Source organism: Pseudomonas sp. LABIM340 (assembly GCF_040017195.2).
GTDB lineage: Bacteria > Pseudomonadota > Gammaproteobacteria > Pseudomonadales > Pseudomonadaceae > Pseudomonas.
Map to the genome: position 1 here is coordinate 2,973,965 of NZ_CM200227.1, position 16,839 is coordinate 2,990,803.

Genomic DNA, 16,839 nt, shown 5'->3' on the forward strand with positions numbered 1-16,839 from the left:
AACGATGAGCAAGGCAATCGATTGCGCCTATGTGGTGGACGGGCAGGGGCCGGCCCTGGTGATGGTGCACGGCATCGGCGCACGCAAGACCGGCTGGGACAAGGTCACCGAGGCGCTGAAGGACAGCTTCACCTGCATCCGCTACGACCTGCGCGGCCACGGCGACTCGCCGCTGCCGAGCGAGGACTTCGGCCTGGACGAACTGGTTGCGGACCTGGAAGCCCTGCGGGCGCGGCTGGGCATCGAGCAGATGCACATCATCGGCCATTCCCTCGGCGGCATGATCGGCCCGGCCTATGCGCACAAGTATCCGCAGCACGTGCTGAGCGTCGGTCTGCTGTCCACCGCGGCGTTCCGTTCGCCGCAGGACAGCGAGAACGTGCGCAAGGTCGTCCGCGCCATGGAGGAAAAGGGCATCGGCCCGGTGCTCGATACCCTGACCCAGCGCTGGTTCACCGAAAGCTTCTGCGCAGCGCACCCGGAGGTCATCGAGTGGCGCAAGCAGCAGGTGATGGCTACGCCGGCCGAGGTGTTCCTCAACGTCTTCCACATCTATGCGCAGACCGAGATGGCGCCGTGGCTGCATGAGGTCACGCAGCCCTGCCTGGTGCTCACCGGTGAGTTCGACGGCGGTTGCAATCCGGGGCTCAACCGGCAGATCGCCGACGCGCTGCCGCATTCCGAGCTGGTGGTGTTGCCCGATCTCAAGCACGCCATCCTGATCGAAGCGAGCGACCAGGTGGTTCCGCACCTGAAGGCCTTCCTGACCAAGGCTTCGCAGTAACGCCTGCCGATAGGCGGAGGAGGGTGGGCATGGCCTGACCCTCCCCGCAACTGACCAGAAAAACTAGAAAACCGATAACCACAAGAACAACAACGGCCCAACCGATCAGCAGGTCGCTACCATGGCTCTGATTTACCCGATTCTCTTGCGGCGCATTCTTCTCGGAGCCCTGACCCTGTTGGGCGTCTCCGCACTCATCTTCGCGGCAGTCCAGTTGCTGCCCGGCGACATGGCGCAGAAGCTCCTCGGCCAGTCCGCCACGCCCGAGGCGCTGAGCGCCCTGCGCCACGAGCTGGGGCTGGACCAGCCGGCGCTCAGCCGCTACCTGCACTGGCTGCTGGGCAGCCTGCAGGGCGACTTCGGCACCTCGCTGTCCAACGGCCGGGCGGTGTCCGAGCTGATCGGCCAGCGCCTGCTCAACACCCTGTTCCTGGCCGGCTACACGGCGCTGATCGCGGTGCCCCTGGCGCTGCTGCTGGGACTCTTCGCGGCGCTCTACAAGGATTCGATCTACGACCGCGTGGTGAACATCATCTCCCTGGCGGCGGTGTCGCTGCCGGAGTTCTTCATCGGCTACATCCTGATTCTCTGGCTGGCGGTGAAGCACCCGCTGTTCCCCTCCATTGCCGACGTGCCGGCCTCGGCGGGCCTGCTGGAACACCTGCAGGCGGCCTTCCTGCCGGCGCTGACGCTGACGCTGGTGATCACCGCGCACATGATGCGCATGACCCGCATCGCGGTGCTCGACCTGCTGCAGCTGCCCTACATCGAGATGGCCCGGCTCAAGGGTCTGTCGCGGCTGAAGATCGTCCTGCGCCACGCGCTGCCCAACGCCTGGGCGCCCATCGTCAACGTCATCGCGGTGAACCTGGCGTACCTGATCACCGGCGTGGTGGTGGTCGAGGTGGTGTTCGTCTACCCCGGCCTCGGGCAACTGATGGTGGACTCGGTGATCAAGCGCGACGTCATGGTGGTCCAGGCCTGCTGCTGCATCTTCGCGGTGGTCTATATCGGCATCAACCTGCTCGCCGATGTGCTGTCCATCGTCACCAATCCGCGCCTGTTGCACCGCAAGTGAGGGCCAGCCAATGAATGCCTTGATCGCAACCTTCAAGCAGATGACCTGGACCGCCCGCATCGGCCTGCTGATCATCCTCTTCTACACCTTCCTCGCGCTGTTCGGCCCGCTGGTGGCGCCCTTCGGCGAGACTGAGATCGTCGGCAGCGAATACGACCCCTGGAGCGCGCAGCACTGGCTGGGCACCGACGCCCTGGGGCGCGACATGCTCTCGCGGGTGATCTTCGCCGCACGCAACACCATCGGCATCGCGCTGCTGTCCACCGCGCTGGCGTTCTTCATCGGCGGCTCGCTGGGCTTGATCGCGGCCGCGCTGGGCGGCTGGGTGGATGGCGCGCTGTCGCGCCTGGTGGACGTGCTGATGGCGGTGCCGCAGCTGATCTGCGCGCTGCTCCTGCTGACCATTTTCGACACCAGCATCGCCAACCTGGTGTTCGTCATCGCGCTGGTGGACGCCACGCGCATCTTCCGCCTGGCGCGCTCGGTGTCGCTCAACGTGGTGGTGACCGACTACATGGAAGTCGCCCGGCTGCGCGGCGAGGGGCTGTTCTGGTTGGTGGCGATGGAGCTGCTGCCCAACGTGCGCGCGCCGCTGGTGGCGGAGTTCGGCCTGCGCTTCTGCTTCGTGTTCCTGACCATTTCCTCGCTGTCGTTCCTCGGCCTGGGCCTGCAACCGCCGCTGGCGGACTGGGGCAGCATGGTCCGCGAGAACGCTTCGCTGATTTCTTTCGGCGACCTCACTCCGCTGATTCCCGCCGCCGCCATCGGCGTGCTGGCAATCGCTGTCAACTTCGTCGCCGACTGGTTCCTCGCCCAACGGCGATGAACGTCCGCCCCCGTCTCTGAGGACACGCAACATGAGCGAACCCTTGCTGAAGATCACCGGCCTGCGCATCGAGGCCGGCGGCGCGGACGGCTGGAACGAGATCGTCCACGGCATCGACCTGCAACTGCAGCGCGGCAAGATACTCGGCCTGGTCGGCGAGTCCGGTGCCGGCAAATCCACCATCGGCCTCGCCGCCATGGGCTACACCCGCGAGGGCTGCCGCATCAGTGGCGGCGAAATCCTCTTCGACGGCATCGACCTGCGCCAGGTGCCCGAGTCGCAGCACCGCGAACTGCTCGGCGCACGCATCGCCTACGTTGCGCAGTCCGCGGCGGCGAGCTTCAACCCGGCGCACCGGCTGATCGACCAGCATTGCGAAAGTGCGCTGGAGCACGGCCTGGCCGCCCGCGAGCAGGCGCGTCGGGATGCGGTGGAGCTGTACCGGAAGATTTCCCTTCCCGAGCCCGAGACCATCGGCGAGCGCTACCCGCACCAGGTCTCCGGCGGCCAGTTGCAGCGGATCATGACCGCCATGGCGATGTCCTGCCGGCCGGACCTGATCATCTTCGACGAGCCGACCACGGCGCTGGACGTCACCACGCAGATCGACGTGCTGCTGACCATCCGCGAGCTGGTCCGCGAGTTCCAGGTGGCGGCCATCTACATCTCCCACGACCTCGCCGTGGTGGCGCAGATGGCAGACGAGGTGATGGTGCTCAAGGACGGCCATATGGTGGAGCGCGGCGACAAGCGCCGGGTGATCGCCCAGCCGCAGGCGGACTACACCCGCTCGCTGTGGGCGGTGCGCAACCTCGCTTGCGAGGCGCGCCCGCCGGTAGCCGCTGACCAGCAGCCGCTGCTGGAGCTGCGCGGCATCCGCGCCGGCTACGGCAACAAGCAGGTGCTCGACGATGTGTCGCTGAAGGTCTTCCCCGGGCGCACGCTGGCCATCGTTGGCGAGTCCGGCTCGGGCAAGTCGACCCTCGGGCGCTGCATCACCGGGGCCCTGCCCAGCCGCGAGGGCAGCATCCTGTTCCGTGGCGCGCCGCTGGCCGGGCACTACGCCAAGCGCAGCCGCGACGAGCTTCGGGCGATCCAGATGATCTACCAGATGGCCGACACCGCGCTGAACCCGCGTCACCGTATCGGCGACATCGTCGGTCGGCCGCTGCAGTTCTATGGCGGCCTGAGCGCCACACGGCGTGACGAACGAACCCGCGAACTGCTGTCCGCAGTAGGGCTGGAACCGGGCCGCTTTATGACGCGGCGGCCGGGCGAGCTGTCCGGCGGCCAGAAGCAGCGCGTCGGCATCGCCCGCGCGCTGGCCGCGGACCCGGCGGTGATCGTCTGCGACGAGATCACCAGCGCCCTCGATCAGCTTGTCGCCGAGGGAATCCTGCGGCTGATCGACGACCTCAAGCAGAGCCTGGGCGTCACCTACCTGTTCATCACACACGACCTGTCGGTGGTGAAGTCCATCGCCGACGACGTACTGGTGCTCAAGGCCGGCCAGGTCGTCGACTTCGGTGAAAAACAGCGGGTGTTCACGCCGCCCTGCGACAGCTACGTCACGCGCCTGCTCGACAGCATGCCGCAGATGGACCCGGACTGGCTCGACGGCCTGTCACAACGGGGCGTCGCCTGAATCCATTTCCGCTCGAGGAGCAAACCCATGACCGCAACAACACGCCAGGACTGGTTCGCGCGCGCCGCTGCGCTAGCCATCGAGGGCCGCTGCTTCATCGATGGCAGCTACAGCCCCGCGCAGGATCAGCGCAGTTTCGATAAGAGCAGCCCGCTGGACGGCCGCAAGCTGGCGGCCATCGCCCGTGGCGGCGTGGCTGACATCGATCGCGCAGTAGCCGCCGCGCGCCGCGTCTTCGACGCCGGGCACTGGTCGCGCATGGCGCCGGTGCAGCGCAAGCGCATCCTGATCCGCTTCGCCGATCTGCTGGAAAGCCATGCCGAGGAGCTGGCCCTGCTGGAAACCCTCGACATGGGCAAGCCCATAGGCCATGCCCTGGCCACCGACGTGCCCGGTGCGGCGAATGCCATCCGCTGGTCCGCCGAGGCCATCGACAAGGTCTACGGCGAGATCGCCGCCACCGCCGAGGACCAGCTGGGCCTGGTCACCCGCGAGGCCGTGGGCGTGGTCGGGGTGATAGTGCCGTGGAACTTCCCGCTGCTGATGGCCAGCTGGAAGCTCGGCCCGGCGCTGGCCTGCGGCAACTCGGTGGTGCTCAAGCCATCTGAGCGCTCGCCGCTGACGGCCATCCGCATCGCCACGCTGGCGTGCGAGGCAGGGATTCCCGAAGGCGTGCTGAACGTGGTGCCCGGCTTCGGCGCCGAGGCGGGCGATGCGCTGTCCCGGCACATGGACGTGGATGCCATCGCCTTCACCGGTTCGACCGGCGTGGCCAAGCGGCTGATGGTCGCCTCCGGACAGTCGAACCTGAAGCGCGTGTGGACCGAAGCCGGTGGCAAGAGCCCGAACATCGTCTTCGCCGACGCTCCGGACCTGCGCGCCGCCGCCACCAGCGCGGCTTCCGCCATCGCCTACAACCAGGGTCAGGTGTGCACCGCCGGCTCACGGCTGCTGGTGCAGGAGTCGGTGCGCGAGGAGTTCCTTGAGTACCTGCGCGAGGCGCTCGCCGCGTGGACGCCCAACGATGCGCTCGACCCGGCCAGCCGGTACGGCGCGCTGGTCGATGCGCAACATCTGCAGTCGGTGCAGGGCTATATCGCCAGCGGCCTGGAAGAGGGTGCCCGGCTGGTAGCGGGTACCGGCGAAGGCGAGGGCTGCTACCTGGCGCCGGTGGTCTTCGACGGTGTGCGCAACGACATGCGCATTGCCCGCGAGGAAATCTTCGGTGCGGTGCTCTCGGTGATTGCCTTCGAAGATGCCGGGGAGGCGGTTGCCATTGCCAACGACACACCTTACGGTCTGGCAGCGGCCCTGTGGACGTCCAGCCTGTCGCGCGCGCACCAGGTCTCGCGCGCGCTGCGGGCCGGCTCGGTGTGGGTCAACCAGTACTCCGGCGGCGACATGACCGCGCCCTTTGGCGGCTTCAAGCAGTCCGGCAACGGGCGGGACCGCTCGCTGCACGCCTTCGACAAGTACACCGAGCTGAAGGCGACCTGGATCAGGCTCTGAATGAACTAACTTTTGACCATCACGGACGCGGGGCGGAATAATCCGCCCCGAACTGCCAACCTCGGAACCGGCACGCCATGGCTCTACAGAAAGCGGCGCAACAGAAAGCCGCCCAGCAGAAAACGAAGAAAGTCTACGACCCTGAAACGCGCCGCGAGGAAATCATCAAGGCGGCCTTCCTCTGCCTGAGCGAGGAGGGCTACGCCAAGCTTTCCGCGCGCAAGGTGGCGGCACGCGCCGAGATGGCGCTGGGGCACATCAGCTACCACTTCAAGGACATGAACGAGTTGCTGGTGGAGGCCTACAAGTACGCCTCGCACCAGCTCTACGAAGCGACCCGCGCCGGGCTGGTGGCCGAGCCGCGCACGTCCATGGCGCAGCTCGAGGTTTTCCTGCGCAGCGGCTTCACCAGCACCTTCCTCGACCGCAGCTACCTGTCGGTGCGAATCGACCTGTGGTCCGCCTCGCTGTTCCAGGAGGACATCGCCGACACCGAACGCAAGCTCTACGCCATCTACCGCGAACGCCTGGTGGAGATCCTGCGCAGAATTGCCGAGGAGCGTGAAGTGAGCAACGAGCGCATCGAGAAGTCGGCCGATGCCATCATGGCCATGCTCGACGGCCTCTGGCTGGACTGGCAGCGCCGGCGGAACATGAAGGCGATCGAACATGGCATCAGCGCCTGCCTCGATCTGGTCGCCTTCTACATGCCCGAAAACTCCCGGTAAGCGAAGCCTTCTCAATGCCTCGGACGTCTCACAGATGCCACTCCAGGTTCAGGAACGGCGTATTGGCCTCGGTGCCGGGCGTGTTGGCGGAGTTGTTGCCGAACTTGTTCTTCCAGTATTCGTAACCCACCCCGGCGAAGAGCGTGTTCTTCCTGCCGAACGTCAGCTCGCCCACGTCTACCAGCACAGCCGCGTGTACCAGCGTCTCGCTCACGGTGTCGTTGCCAAAGCTGTCCTTGCCCTTGGGCGGGACGAAGTTGGCGAAACCCTTGAATTTGAGTGATACCGAGCCGAGCTGGAACGGGGTGTCCCAGGCGGTTTCCACATAGTACGTATCGTCGAAGCGGATATCGTGCTCGCGGGCTTCACTGACCATTGCAGGCTTGTTGCCACGCTGTTGCATCGACCGGTTGAATCCACGGCCGAAAGCTGCCGGCAGTCAGCGGCAGCTCTGGCCTGAAGCGGGCAGCCGCACCGGACAGTCACCCAGCCGGGTGATGGCCGATGCGAAGCAGTGCGCGGCGCGGATCAGTCCGAAGACTGAGCCTCGGTGGCAGCGGTGGTATCAGTGGTATCGGTGGCGGCCGGAGTGCGGTTTTTCAGCTTCTCGCGATTGCGGCGCTCCTGGCTGCGTTGCCGGGAAGCCTGTTGCTTCGCGTGCAGCGCCTGGGCGGCGGTCACGGTGCCGACGGGCTGGCCGTTCAAGTCCAGGCGCGGCGCGTTCTCCACCATGCTGGCCCAGTACCGGGCGCCCTTGCACCAGGCTGCGACGCCCAGTTTGAGCTGCTCGCTGGTAATCCCCAGTTGCGCCAGGTGCTGCTCGGCATCCTTGAGAATCCCCTCCTTGAGCGGAACCTTGGGCGCCGGATTCACCGGGAAGGCCAGCGGAAAATGCCGCTGCAAGCGCCAGATCGCTTCCAGCGCAGGATCCTGCTCACGAGGTTTCTCCTGCGGTGAGGACTTCGGCTTGCGGCGCTTCTCGTTAGCGGCCTTGGCCTGCTCTTTTTCTGCCCGCAGGCGGTCACGTAGCCCAGCTAGTTGTTCAAAACCCATCGTTCAATTCACAGCTTCGAGGTTGATTGCGTGGTGCAAGGTTATTCCATACAGCTCTCGGGATCACCTGTATCAGCACAAATCGTCGCTGTTTTCGTCGGCAAAGGAAGAATCCACGGTCGACAGAGGCTCTGCGCAAAGCGTTCCGGAAGGATGAGGTAGCTGCTCCTGAAGCCATCGCTGGGGCGCAGTTCGTCGTGAATCCTAAATTTAAATTGAATTTAGATTTAGCCTGCGGCAGGCTGGTTGCCATCGCTCTTGTGCCCAGGAATAGCCATGGCCTCCCGCGAATCCCGTAAAGACGGCGAAGCGACCCGTATCCGCATCCTCGAAGCCGCCGGCGAGCTGCTCGCGACCCTCGGTTTCGCCGAGACCAGCAACAAGGCGGTGGCGGCGAAGGCTGAAGTGGACCTGGCCTCGATCAACTACCACTTCGGCAGCCGCAGCGGTCTTTACCAGGCAGTGCTGGGGGAGGCCCGGCGGCGCTTTCTCGACATTGCCGACCTGCAGCGGATCATCCAGGCCGAGCAACCGGCGCCGGACAAGTTGCTCGCGCTGACCGAGCTGGTCGTGCGCAAGGCGTCGCGCGGACGGGAGAGCTGGCACCTGCGAGTGCTCGCCGCCGAAGCCCTGGCGCCCAGCAGCCACGGCCAGGAAGTGCTGCATCCGCAGAAGGCGCTGAAGCTGACGCTGCTCAAGCAGCTGTTCAGCGAGATCACCGGGATACCGGCAGATGACCCCACGCTGGTGCCCTGCATCCTCAGCGTGACCGCGCCCTGGGCAATGCTGCTGATCGGCCCTCGCGGCGGCCACGGCGCCCTGCGCGACACCCTCGACATGCCCGGTGCAGTGCTAACCGCGCAGCTGTACAGCTTCACCCTGGCGGGCCTGCGGGAGGTGGGCCGGCAGTACCAATTGCGGACCACCGCGGCGGACTCCTGAGTCCGCGCACGGCGGCACTCCCGCTCAACGACGTTCCCTCTCTTCAGGTCAGCCCCATGCAACCGGCTTCCGATCAAACCCTGGCCAGCCACGCGAGTCCCGCCGCCGATGCCGGGGAGGCACGCCCCTCCATTCCCCTTTTGCTGGCAGCGCTGCTGCTGGTGATGTTCCTCGCGGCGCTGGACCAGACCATCGTCTCCACCGCCTTGCCCACCATCGTCGGCGAACTGGGCGGCCTGCACCTGCTGTCCTGGGTGGTGACCGCCTACCTGCTTGCGTCCACCGTCGTGGTGCCGTTGTACGGCAAGTTCGGCGACCTGTACGGGCGCAAGCTGGTGCTGCAGACCGCCATCGTGCTGTTCCTGGCGGGCTCGGCGCTTTGCGGGCTGGCACAGAACATGACCCAGCTGATTCTCCTGCGCGCGCTTCAGGGCCTGGGCGGGGGAGGCCTGATGGTGGTGGCGATGGCGGCCATTGGCGATGTCATCCCTCCGGCCGAACGCGGTCGCTACCAGGGGCTGTTCGGCGGTGTGTTCGGCCTCGCCACCGTGGTCGGCCCGCTGGTGGGCGGCTTCCTCGTCGAACAGCTGTCCTGGCGCTGGATCTTCTACATCAACCTGCCGCTGGGACTGCTCGCCCTGCTGGTGATCGGCAGCGCGTTCCGCCCCCATGTGGCGCGGGTGAAGCACGTCATCGACTACTTCGGTGCCTTCTTCCTGACCCTGGCGCTGGCCTCGCTGGTGCTGATCACCAGCCTGGGCGGCAGCACCCTGAAATGGACCTCGATCGACATCATGGTGCTGGCGCTCTTCGCCGTCGTCGGGGTGGTCGGTTTCGTCCACGAGCAGCGCATCGCCGCCGAACCGATCATGCCGCTGCACCTGTTCCGCCACCGCACCTTCGTGCTGGCGGGGCTGATCGGCTTCACCGTCGGTGTTTCGCTGTTCGGCTCGGTGACCTTCCTGCCGCTGTACATGCAGGTGGTCAAGGACGCCACGCCGACCAGTGCGGGCCTGCAGATGCTGCCGCTGATGGGCGCGATGCTGGTGGTCTCGGCGATCACCGGCCGGCTGATCAGCCGCTGGGGGCGCTACCGGGTCTTCCCGATCCTCGGCACCCTGCTGCAGGTGATCGCCCTGGCGCTGCTCAGCCGTCTCGACCTGCAATCGTCGATGCTGCAGATGAATCTCTACATGGCCCTGCTGGGCGCGGGGCTGGGCATGGTGATGCAGGTGCTGATCCTGGCAGTGCAGAACAGTGTCGAGTTCCGCCACATGGGCGTGGCCACCTCGGGCGCCACATTGTTCCGATCCATCGGCGGCTCCATCGGCGTCTCGCTATTCGGCGCGCTGTTCTCACACGAACTGATGAGCCGGCTCGCCAGCAGCTTCCCGGCTGGCGTCGGCTCCCCGGCCAACCTGTCGCCGGCCGATGTACACGCCTTGCCGGTGGCCCTGCAGCAGGCCTACCTGGAGGCGTTCTCCGGGTCGATGCACTGGGTGTTCCTGGTGGCGTGCCTGGTCAGCGCGGTGGCCTTCGCGCTGTCGTGGTTGCTGCAGGAGGTGCCGCTGCGCACGGCCTGAGTTTGCTCGGAAGAGGCAGCGCTGCTGACTACTGACCCGCATCCGGGCGAAGGGCTGCACTCTGCCGGCGCACGTAGACAATTGCCAGGACGTAGGGGACCACGGCAAGGAAGGCGCAAGCCAGGAAGGGGAGCGAAAGGCGGTTCAACGCCGGGGCGAGGCTCAAAGCCATGCTTTGCATGATGTAGGGGAGCGCACCGAGGATGCCGCATGCGGTGGTCCCGGAGACGGCGCTGATCGCATAAAGCAGAAGAATCAGCCATTGCCCTGGACTGCCTTTCTCGGCGGGTTTCAGCAACAGGAGTGCGTAGGCGAACGAGATCAGCGAAAGGCCCACGAGCAGCACCGTCAAGGGCAGGCTGTTGGGGTAGTGCTTGACCCCGTTCAGCAGATTGAACGCACCCGACAGTGCGCTGATGACGGAAACCGTAAACATGACCAGGAGATTGACGCTACGCATGACGCTTCCTTGTGTGTGGCGATAAGCCTGTGCAACGAACGGGTTGTGCAAGACGTTCGTGCCGGGTATTGCTGCGGTTCCTTGAGCAACCCTTTCCAGTACGGGCCTGTTGACGATCCAAGGGGCACGGCTGGGTTGCGCGAAGCTTACGTTGTCAGTGGCAGCATTGTCATGGGACGGCCAATGCTGGCCCGCCGCGCGCAAGGGGTCCAGCATTGGCCGTCCGCCACCTTGCGAATGTGCATAGCGACTTTGCCCGGGCGCCAATAGCCTTGGTGCCGGCGCTGGCCTATAGTCGCGCCCCCCAGCGAAGCCGCCAGCGCCCATCGGGCCTGCCTCCGGCTACGCAACCACTCAAGGCGCGAGGAGCACGCCAGTCATGAAAACAGAACAGGGCATCCTGCGGCTTTCCATCATCGTCACCGTCCTGCTGGCCGGTTTCGGGATCATCGTCGGCCTGCTTTCGGGATCCTTCTCCATCGTCTTCGACGGTGTCTATTCCCTGGCCGATGCCAGCATGAGCGGCCTGGCGCTGATGGTGGCCACCCTGATCCGCCGCCATACCACCGAGGGCGACGCCAGCCGGCGCCTGGCCGAGCGGTTCAACATGGGCTTCTGGCACCTGGAGCCCATGGTGCTGGCGCTCAACGGCACACTGCTGTCAGGCGTCACGCTGTACGCGCTGATCAACGCCATCGGCCGGCTGCTCACGGGTGGCCATGCCCTGGAGTTCGGCTTCGCCATTCTCTACGCGGCAGTGGCCACGCTGGTCTGTTTCGCCCTGGCGGCAGTGCAGTTCCGCGCCAACAAGCGCATCGGCTCGGACTTCGTCGCCCTGGACGCGAAGTCCTGGGTGATGTCCGGCAGCATTTCCCTGGCCTTGCTGATCGCCTTCCTGGTCGGTGATATAGCCACCGTGAGCGGCTACGCGCATATCGGCCCCTATGTCGACCCGGCGGTGCTGGCGCTGATCTGCCTGGTGATCCTGCCGATTCCCTTCCTGACCATCCGCCAGGCCTTCAAGGACATCCTCCTGGTCACCCCGCCGGAGCTCAAGGAGCACGTCGACGAGGTGGCCGCGGCCACCGTCGCGCAGCACGGCTTCGTGGCGTACCAGGCCTACGTCGCCAAGGTCGGACGGGCGCAGCAGATCGAGCTGTACTTCATCGTCCCGCCGAGCTGGCCGGCGCAGACGCTAGCCGAGTGGGACAGGCTGCGCGACGAGATCGGCGAGGCCATCGGCGGCGAAGGCCCCAACCGCTGGCTGACCATCGCCTTCACCACCGATCCGCTCTGGACCCGCTGAGCGTTTACACCAAGCCGATCATGGCTGCGCTCATGCTTGGCGCCACCGCGCCTCGCGCCAGGCGCCCGGGCTGCTGTCGTACCACCGGCCGAAGGCCCGGGAGAAGCTCTGCAGGTCACCGTAGCCAAGCAGGTCGGTGATCTGCGCGAGCGACAGCGCTGCATCCTCCAGCAGATCGAGCGCCTTGTAGCGGCGCTGCTCGTCGAGCAGCTCGCTGTAGCGCCAGCCGTGGCTGAGCAGCCGCCGCGCGGCGGTGCGCTCGGTCAGGTGGCGCATCCTGCAGAAGGACTGGAAACTCGCGCCCTCTGCCAGGGTGCTGGCGATATGGTCGGCGGCTTCGTCCAGCAGGGTTCTCTGGGTCTGCCCGCGCGCCTGCTCGACGATGCCGACCAGGGTGGCCTCCAGCTCGGGGTTGGCCGGGGACAGCGGGTGGCGGAACAGCGCCGGCTGCAGTTGCAGCACCATCTCCGACGCATCGCTGCACCATTGCAGGGGCGCGCGCAGCGTCTGCTCGTAGAGGTCGGTGTCCGCCGGTGCGTGGCCGGGCAACCGGATGCCGAGCAGCGGGTCCTGGGCAAGGCCGCTGGCCAGCAGCTTGCGCCGCAGCAGGCTGCAGATGCCGACCAGGGTGTACTCTCGGCTCTGCCGGCCGGACAGCAGCGCGCCGCACTCGGAGAGCACCAGGGCGATGCTGTCACCTTCCGCGCGCAATTCGATGCGCAGCGATCCGTTGAAGTAGGGGAAGTACCGGGCGAAGTAGGTGCAGGCCGCCTCCAGGGTCGGCGCCACATCGAACAGGTAGGTCAGGCCGTTGGTCAGGGTCGACACGAAGCGCTTGCCCGCCAGCAGGCCGATGGCGGCATCGCCGCTGGATCGCTCGGCCAGGTCCCAGAAGCGCCGGGAGAGGAACAGCGGCACGCGTACCAGCGGCGTGCGCAGCTCCAGCAGCGTGCGGCGCATGCAGTCCTCCAGCTCCGTGGCGGCAACACCGCGGGCGAGCAACTCTTCCATGGCCGGCAGTAGCGTCGGCGCGTAGAAGGCGTTGGACGGAGGGGCGGAAGCTGGGCTCATGGCGTGCGATGACTCGATGATTCGACGAACCGATGGGGCGGGCGGGACGACCTTACGCATTGCGCCCGGCACCGGCAAGCCCGCGCGGCAGGCGCTCGTCCGCCGCGAAGATCGCCTCGACCATCGCCTGCGCCGCCGGTGACAGACTGAAGCCGGCGCGGCTGACAATGCCGTAGTGCAGGCGCAGTTCGGGACGGTCCTGGGGAATGTCGGTGATCTTCAGCAGGGCCACTTCGCCACGCTGCACCGGGTCGTGCAGTGCCTCGACCGCCGCCAGGCCGACCGCGTCGGAGCGCGCGACTATATGCAGGATCGCCGCGAACTGCGCGCACTCGATGTTCATGTGGAAGTCGCGCTCGCCGATCACTTCGGCCAGCACCTTGCGCAGCGGCGGCGGAATGCGCGTGCCGACGCGCGGGTAGTCGAGCAGATCGGCCAGCTTCAGCTTTGCCTCGGCTGCCAGCGGATGGCCGGAGCGGCAGAAGAAGCGGCCGGGGCGGAACTCCATCCAGCGCACCTGATACGCGGGATCGTCGGCGAACTCGCGGGCGTCGCCGACGAAGAATTCCACCTGTTCTTCCCTGAGCAACTGCGCCATCTGCTCCCAGTCGCCCATCAGGAAGCCGACATCGATCGCCGGGTGGGCGCGGATGAAGTCGGCCATCGCCTCGGGCACCAGCAGTTGCGCCGGATAAGGGCCGCAGCCGAAACGCAGCTCGCCGGCGTCGAGGCCGTTGTACTGCTGCAGTTCGTTGCGTAGCGAACGGGTGCCGGCAAGCAGGCGCCGCGCGTGCTGCAGCACCAGCTCACCCTGGCCGGTCAGGCGGAAGTCACGGCTCTGGCGGTCCACCAGCAGGCAGTCGAGGTCGCGCTCCAGGGACTGGATGCTGCGGCTCAGCGCCGACTGGCTGAGGCCGATGGCGTCGGCGGCGCGCTGGTAGTTCTGGAAGTCGGCGAGGGCGGCCAGGTGGCGGAGCTGTCTGAGTTCCATTATGCGTCCTGCGCATAAAAGCGTTGAGTCGAATGAATTTGATGGATAGCAGACTCAGCTGGTCTAGTAAACCGCCTGCCGAACCGGACCCGCCCCATGTCGCCCTTGCTGTTCGCCTCCAGCGCCTTCGCCAGCACCATCCTCCTGCATGCCGCCCGCCTGGGATTGTGCGCGGCAGAACTGCGCCTGCGCGCCGGGATCGCCGAGGCGCAGCTGGCGGATCATCGCGCGCGCATCCCGGCCGACCAGGTGGAGCGCCTGTGGAGCGAGTGCGAGCGTGCCAGCGGCAATCCGCAGTTCGGCTGCGAGCTGCTCAACGGCATGGCCACCCATTGCCTGCAGGGGCTGAACATCCTGCTGGATTCCGCCCCGGACCTGGGCACCAGTCTGGCCGCCTTCTGCCAGTACCTGCCGACGGTGACCAACTGCGTGCAGGCGCGCCTGGAAGAGGAGGGCGAGGTCACCCGCCTGACCCTTGAGCTGGTGCGCGACGACCTGCACCACTTCGGCCTGGATGCCGCCGTGCTGACCCTGATCCGCAACATTGCCCGGCGTGTCGGGCTGCCGCCGGCGCAGGCGTGCCGGGAGGCTGGCATCGCAGCGCAACAGCGCTGCGCCGCAACGCTCGGCGAGTGGGGCGTGCCCTGCCGGGTGGCGCCTTCGCCATTCCTGCTGCTACCCACGGCGCTGCTGGCCACGCCGCTGGCGGGCGCCAACGAGTTCCTCTATCAGAGCCTGCGCCGCCAATGGGGCGATGCGCGGGAATCCGGAGAGGGCGATGGCCTGAGCCTGGCGCGCATCTGGCTGCGTTCCTCCGACCAGCCCATCGAGCGCATCGCCGAGCGCATCGGCTACCGGCAGAGCGGCAACTTCATCCGTGCCTTCCGCAAGCGCTTCGGTGTCACGCCCAAGCAGTTCCGTCTCGGCCAGTGCCCGGCATGATCGGAATTTGTCGGCCCCGGCTTGTGGTCGCCGCGCCCGCGCCCCTCATGGTTGGCCGGCGGTACCACCCATCCGGAGCCCATAATGACAAGAATCCATCCGGCCCCTGTCCCCCTCGCATTCGTGGGGCAGCGCCAGCACTGCATTGCCAGACCTCTACTGCTTGCCCTGGCGGTCAGTAGCGCCTTTAGCGCACAGGCCACCACCTTCGAGCTGAACGACGACTGGAACCTGTCCACCAAGACCACCCTGAGCCTGGGGGCGAGCTGGTCGGCGCAGGACCCCGATCGCCACCTGATGACCCACGCCAACGCCGTCCAGGCCCAGCACATCACCAATGCCGACGGCACTAGCGTGAGCGCCGACGACAACCGCCTGAACTTCAAGAAGGGCGACCCTATCTCGCAGATGTTCAAGGGCCTGACCGACTTCAGCCTGGAGGGCGACGGGCAGGGCGCCTTCGTCCGCTTCAAGTACTGGTACGACCACGCCTACGAGACCGGTGACGGCCGCTTCAAGGACTTCGACGACAGCGGCTGGCCGACCCTGGCGCGCTACCACGGCTTCGACACCCTCGACGCCTATGTGTGGAAGGACTTCGACGTTGACGAGCACCCGTTGAACCTCAAGCTCGGCAAGCAGGTGCTGTCCTGGGGCGAGTCGATCCTGATCCAGAACGGCATCAACGTGATCAACCCGCTGGACTACAGCGCCTTCAACAAGCCCGGCGTGGACATCAAGGAAGGCCAGCTGCCGGTGGAGATGCTCTCGTTCAACCTCGGCCTGACCGACAAGGTCAACCTGGAAGGCTTCTACCAGTACAACTGGCGGCCCAGCGTGCTCGACGGCTGCGGCACCTTCTTCGCTACCAGCGACGCCATCCAGCCCGGTTGCGGCCCGCTGTACCTGAGCCAGGTGCAGACCGACACGCAGATGCAGGCCAGCGGCCTGTACGCCTCCCACGGCGACGACCAGGACCCGTCCGACCAGGGCCAGTGGGGCGTTGCCCTGCGTACCCTGATCAGCTCGCTGAACGACGCCGAGGCGGCCTTCTACTACGTCAACTACCACGCGCGCCTGCCGTACCTGGAGCTCACTGCGCGGGACGTCAGCAAGCCCGGCAACTTCCCCCTCGGCCGCGTGCAGGGTCCGGTTTACGCCGCCGCCTTCCCGGAAAACATCCACCTCTACGGCCTGAGCATCAACGGCGCGCTGCCCGGCTGGGGCACCTCGCTGGCGGCGGAACTGAGCTACCGGCCGAACATGCCGGTGGCGCTCAACGGCCCGGACATGAACGTGGCGATGATCACCGGCCCCGGCGGCAGCTCGTCGATCACCGACGTGCCGGCCAACGCCTCCACCACCGGCCAGAGCCTCGACGGCTGGGAGCGCAAGCCGGTTTGGCAGATGACTGCCTCGGCCACCCAGATCGTCGACAACGTGCTCGGCGCCACCCGCCTGACCCTGCTCGGCGAGGCCGGCGTGGTGCACGTGGGCGATGTCGGCGACGAGCGGCTGGGGCGCAACTCCGCCTTCGGCCGCAGCGCGCCGCTCAATGGCAGCAAGTGCAACACCACGGCCAGTGGCGTGACCAACCGCTACTGCACCGACGATGGCTTCACCACGCCCTGGTCCTGGGGCTACCGCCTGCGCGCCGGCCTGGAATACAGCGACGTGCTGCCGGGGGTGAACATGCTGCCCAGCCTGAACTTCCGCCACGACGTCGAGGGCTACTCCTACGATCCGGGCGGCCCGTTCCAGGAAGGGCAGATGGCCGCCGGCCTGTCGCTGGCCTTCAACTACCTGAACGATTACAGCCTGGAGTTCGGCTACAACAGCTTCTTCGGCTCCAACAAGTACAGCACGCTCGACGACCGCGACTTCTACAGCGTCAGCGCCAAGGTCGACTTCTGAGGAACCG

General features: G+C 66.5%; 16 protein-coding genes. 11 read left to right on the forward strand and 5 right to left on the reverse strand.

What is annotated here, in order from left to right:
- Positions 1 to 4: 4 nt before the first annotated feature.
- The 6 genes from ABKS89_RS13870 to ABKS89_RS13895 all read left to right on the forward strand — a co-directional run bounded on the left by ABKS89_RS13870 (position 5) and on the right by ABKS89_RS13895 (position 6,570).
- A complete protein-coding gene (locus ABKS89_RS13870; protein ID WP_348589015.1) occupies positions 5 to 784 on the forward strand; it encodes an alpha/beta fold hydrolase in 780 nt (259 codons plus the stop codon).
- A 121-nt stretch (positions 785 to 905) separates the two neighbouring features.
- Positions 906 to 1,862, forward strand: a complete 957-nt coding sequence (locus tag ABKS89_RS13875) for an ABC transporter permease (protein ID WP_348589014.1) — start codon at positions 906 to 908, stop codon at positions 1,860 to 1,862.
- 10 nt (positions 1,863 to 1,872) lie between these two features.
- Positions 1,873 to 2,688 (forward strand): ABC transporter permease, encoded by an 816-nt coding sequence (locus ABKS89_RS13880; protein WP_348589013.1) that lies wholly within the window; start codon positions 1,873 to 1,875, stop codon positions 2,686 to 2,688.
- A 31-nt stretch (positions 2,689 to 2,719) separates the two neighbouring features.
- Positions 2,720 to 4,333: an ABC transporter ATP-binding protein gene (locus ABKS89_RS13885; RefSeq protein ID WP_138217021.1), complete on the forward strand. Its 1,614-nt coding sequence runs from the start codon at positions 2,720 to 2,722 to the stop codon at positions 4,331 to 4,333.
- A gap of 27 nt (positions 4,334 to 4,360) precedes the next feature.
- Positions 4,361 to 5,842, forward strand: a complete 1,482-nt coding sequence (locus ABKS89_RS13890) for an aldehyde dehydrogenase (protein ID WP_348589012.1) — start codon at positions 4,361 to 4,363, stop codon at positions 5,840 to 5,842.
- A gap of 77 nt (positions 5,843 to 5,919) precedes the next feature.
- The gene (locus tag ABKS89_RS13895) at positions 5,920 to 6,570 is read left to right on the forward strand and encodes a TetR/AcrR family transcriptional regulator (RefSeq protein WP_348589011.1); all 651 of its coding nucleotides are present in this window, start codon (positions 5,920 to 5,922) and stop codon (positions 6,568 to 6,570) included.
- A 28-nt stretch (positions 6,571 to 6,598) separates the two neighbouring features.
- Here the strand turns inward: ABKS89_RS13895 and ABKS89_RS13900 are convergent, their stop codons facing one another.
- On the reverse strand, positions 6,599 to 6,973 hold the full coding sequence (locus ABKS89_RS13900; protein ID WP_348589010.1) for a hypothetical protein: 375 nt from the start codon (positions 6,971 to 6,973) through the stop codon (positions 6,599 to 6,601).
- Positions 6,974 to 7,098: 125 nt separating this feature from the next.
- Complete coding sequence (locus ABKS89_RS13905; RefSeq protein WP_348589009.1) at positions 7,099 to 7,623, reverse strand: ProQ/FinO family protein; 525 nt, start codon at positions 7,621 to 7,623, stop codon at positions 7,099 to 7,101.
- Positions 7,624 to 7,899: 276 nt separating this feature from the next.
- Here ABKS89_RS13905 and ABKS89_RS13910 point away from each other — a divergent pair, with 276 nt between their 5' ends.
- Positions 7,900 to 8,565 (forward strand): TetR/AcrR family transcriptional regulator, encoded by a 666-nt coding sequence (locus tag ABKS89_RS13910; protein WP_348589008.1) that lies wholly within the window; start codon positions 7,900 to 7,902, stop codon positions 8,563 to 8,565.
- 56 nt (positions 8,566 to 8,621) lie between these two features.
- Complete coding sequence (locus tag ABKS89_RS13915) at positions 8,622 to 10,148, forward strand: MDR family MFS transporter (protein WP_348589007.1); 1,527 nt, start codon at positions 8,622 to 8,624, stop codon at positions 10,146 to 10,148.
- Positions 10,149 to 10,176: 28 nt separating this feature from the next.
- On the opposite strand, the gene ABKS89_RS13920 is transcribed toward ABKS89_RS13915, so the two are convergent.
- The gene (locus ABKS89_RS13920) at positions 10,177 to 10,608 is read right to left on the reverse strand and encodes a hypothetical protein (protein ID WP_348589006.1); all 432 of its coding nucleotides are present in this window, start codon (positions 10,606 to 10,608) and stop codon (positions 10,177 to 10,179) included.
- Between the two features lie 379 nt (positions 10,609 to 10,987).
- Between ABKS89_RS13920 and ABKS89_RS13925 the strand changes: the two genes are divergently transcribed.
- Complete coding sequence (locus ABKS89_RS13925) at positions 10,988 to 11,914, forward strand: cation diffusion facilitator family transporter (RefSeq protein WP_138217003.1); 927 nt, start codon at positions 10,988 to 10,990, stop codon at positions 11,912 to 11,914.
- Positions 11,915 to 11,944: 30 nt separating this feature from the next.
- On the opposite strand, the gene ABKS89_RS13930 is transcribed toward ABKS89_RS13925, so the two are convergent.
- Together ABKS89_RS13930 and ABKS89_RS13935 are read right to left on the reverse strand one after the other, a co-directional pair.
- Positions 11,945 to 12,985 carry an AraC family transcriptional regulator gene (locus ABKS89_RS13930; RefSeq protein ID WP_348589005.1) on the reverse strand — a complete coding sequence of 347 codons (1,041 nt, stop codon included), beginning with the start codon at positions 12,983 to 12,985 and terminating at the stop codon, positions 11,945 to 11,947.
- A gap of 52 nt (positions 12,986 to 13,037) precedes the next feature.
- Positions 13,038 to 13,976 carry a LysR family transcriptional regulator gene (locus ABKS89_RS13935; protein ID WP_348589004.1) on the reverse strand — a complete coding sequence of 313 codons (939 nt, stop codon included), beginning with the start codon at positions 13,974 to 13,976 and terminating at the stop codon, positions 13,038 to 13,040.
- Positions 13,977 to 14,072: 96 nt separating this feature from the next.
- Here ABKS89_RS13935 and ABKS89_RS13940 point away from each other — a divergent pair, with 96 nt between their 5' ends.
- Positions 14,073 to 14,918 carry an AraC family transcriptional regulator ligand-binding domain-containing protein gene (locus ABKS89_RS13940; protein WP_138217000.1) on the forward strand — a complete coding sequence of 282 codons (846 nt, stop codon included), beginning with the start codon at positions 14,073 to 14,075 and terminating at the stop codon, positions 14,916 to 14,918.
- Between the two features lie 84 nt (positions 14,919 to 15,002).
- Entirely contained in the window at positions 15,003 to 16,832 is a 1,830-nt protein-coding gene (locus ABKS89_RS13945; protein ID WP_348589003.1) for a DUF1302 domain-containing protein, read from the forward strand.
- Positions 16,833 to 16,839: the final 7 nt, after the last annotated feature.